The organism is Devosia sp. 919 (assembly GCF_013185965.1).
GTDB lineage: Bacteria > Pseudomonadota > Alphaproteobacteria > Rhizobiales > Devosiaceae > Devosia.
Map to the genome: position 1 here is coordinate 1 of NZ_JABAOL010000008.1, position 2,870 is coordinate 2,870.

The window sequence follows — 2,870 nt, forward strand, 5'->3', positions numbered from 1 at the left end:
CAATGGTACTAAGTCTTAAGGCTTGGGAGAGTAGGTCGCTGCCAGGTCTGCCAAAAACGGATGTCTCAATACAATCTCGAAAACAAAAGCCCCGCACTCAGAAATGAGGCGGGGCTTTTTCGCGTTCGGAGATGAGCGGGGGGGGAGAGGGAACAGGCTGGCTTTGACAGCCGCTATAGCACCCGAGCTGAGGGAGGAAGTCCGCGGCTACGCACTTGTCCGCGGGAGTTTGTTGTTGTGAACCCCAGCTGCCGCCCCTTACATTGAGTTAACGGCGATGCAGGAAACCAGCCGGGCGAAGGAACAGTGCCCGGCAGCTGGCAGGTTGCCCTCGCCGCCCCCCTACCAACCGCGAGCTCATTCTGATGAGATCGATCGCGCGCGCCACCAGCTGGAACGCCCTCCGTAGTTCACCGCAACCAAGGGGGGGCCCGGGCCCCTTCTCAGACGAAGTTGATAAACGATGGAAGAGGAACCGCGCAAGCACCCCCCGCGCTTGCTGCTCTGCGTAGGGGAATGGTTGCTGCGGAATGGCGAAGAACTATCCGTTACACTGAGCAGGAGGGTTCTCTGCTCGGCCACGGCCTAAGCGGTTCGGCGAGGAAGGCGGAGCCTGGAGAAGTCATTGCTGGGGCGGATCGTAAACTCGCCAGGTAGGCTTCACCTTTACTCGCGAGTGGCGGCAGGGCAGTGGCTTGCGCCCTGCCTCAGCATACGTCGTCACGGTTTTGGCCGATGGTTCCCTCGGGTCACGATCGCCTTTAGCCACGAGCGTCTTGGCATCATGGCGCGAGCCGATCTCGAGGACTTGTCAGTTGGCATGTCGGCTTATCACGCGGATGGCTTTAGATGAGGGGACTTGCGGCTGCGGTTAGTGGCTGCGGCAATCCGCAGGGACGCGGGTCTTACGTGAAGATTCTCCTCGGTTGTGCTCCGAACCTCGCGAAACTGCAGCGAGCAGAGTTCGATATTGCTGATGCACACTCCGGAGGTGAACGCTGGAGGCTCGGTCCCCAAGGTTATTCGAGGCAAACCATCGCGGCACTATCAGCAACAAGGCAGTTTCGCGCCTGCGTAAGTAGGTGAGCCGTCAGGTTCATTCGCCAGCACCGGATCGGCTCTGTCTTACAGCCTTCACTTTGGTTCAACCTGTGTTTCCTTCAAGTCTTTAGGACACATGGAGGTCGAAGATCATACCTGCGCGGCTTTTGACCACTGCAGACCCGGAACTTGGCGGGGTGGCCAGCGAACGAAGGGGCCCCAGGGCTGGGCCCCTTAACCGGGTAAATATGTAGTTATGCTAATGAGCTCTGGTGGCCCATGATAAATCCCACGACGCGGGAAGTCTTGGAGCAGACCGGGTTCTGTCGCGTTCGTTCCGAATTCGCTGACGTTGCAAGCTCGTGTGTCGGTCACCGGGTTGTACTATACCAGAGTGGGCGAGAGACGGCGGAGCCAAGCCTTCCGGTGGGCTACGTCGCTGCTGCTATCCTGGTGGAGGTGTATAACCGCGCCGATGATCCAGAGCACTGCGTCATTGAGCTTGATAATGTGGTGGCATTCAAGACACCTCGCCCGATGCTGGCGAATGGCGCCGTTCTAGAAGCCGCTCTCCTCAATCCCGCTGGTGCTTTTGCCGGCTGGAGGGCCGCCGAAGATGTGAGGGAAATTTCCACTTCGGAGTTGGCTAGTATTCTTGCTGCGGAGTACGGAGCTCACCAAGCGGGTATGAAGGATCCCAGGGCGGACTTGCCCCTCTTCCGGGAACGCCATGTCCGAATCAGAGATCCAAAGTTCACGTATGACGTCTATCGCGCGTATCAGGGTAGATGTGCGATTAGCCTGGTTCGCTTGTTGAACATCGAGACAAATGAATGTGGGCTCGAGGCTGCTCACATCTACCCTTATTGGCTTGAGCCCTGGAACACAGTTTCGAGCGGAATTCTCCTGGCGCCAACTTGGCACGCTCGGTACGACGCTGGTCTCATTACGCTTCACGATGACTATTCGTGGTCTCCCAATGTGGAAGATGCGGACACGGAGGCGATACGCTTTCGTCACCTCCATCTGCCAATGTCAGGCAGTGAGCTGCCGGACATTGATCTGATCCGTCGCAATCGCGAGCGCTTGGCCGCGATCCACCAGCCGGCAGGACGCAAGGGATTGCCTCTACGGATCAGCACTAAGCATTCGAGACTCGTCAACGCCGGAGCTATTCGGGGCCTGCTTGTTCGGGCGGTCGTTCCTCAGATGTTGGATCAGGCGCAGGAACTCCTCTGGCCGCCCGCCGCGGCCACTGCGTGGCTTTGCATGCGTCGGCTTGGCTTGAAATGGCATGTCACGGAGGGCTGTGGGCACTCCGAGCTCGCGTCTGTTCAAGACACAGATCAGCGTGACCCTGCATGACTAGCTGGGTTTCACCGCCGGATGGCCCTATCGCCGCTCTATGTGCATGTTCTCTTACGTCAGGGGACCAGCATCGCCGGCAAACCCACCAGTCAAGCGGCTCCACACTACCTGCGCGGCGGGATCAAGGGCGCTGCTATTCGAAGTTGGCTTCCTACTGGCGAGCTTAGCGTTATCCACAGGCTCTGCTTTCTGGTGGAACCAGAAGTCAGTTTTGTCATTTAGCGTGTTGACGGTGGCGATGGGGTCGCTTATATCCCCGATCACCGCTGCAGAGCGAGGCGCCCACCGGCGCGGCGCACTGTGGTAACGGACTGAGCGGGCAGGGTTATTTGCCGGTTCGGGTTTTCTGGTTTCGGGTTTGCCGAAGAACAAGAAAATGCAAAACGGTGTTGACAAGCTTTCGGGTTTGCTCTAGATACCGGGGACCAACGACGTTGAATACCTCCGGGTGTTCCCACTGT

1 protein-coding gene is annotated in these 2,870 nt (G+C 58.4%); it reads left to right on the forward strand.

Annotation, left to right across the window (positions count from 1 at the left end):
• Positions 1-1,467: 1,467 nt before the first annotated feature.
• Complete coding sequence (locus HRQ64_RS19915; protein WP_172125968.1) at positions 1,468-2,406, forward strand: HNH endonuclease; 939 nt, start codon at positions 1,468-1,470, stop codon at positions 2,404-2,406.
• The last annotated feature ends 464 nt before the right edge of the window (positions 2,407-2,870 follow it).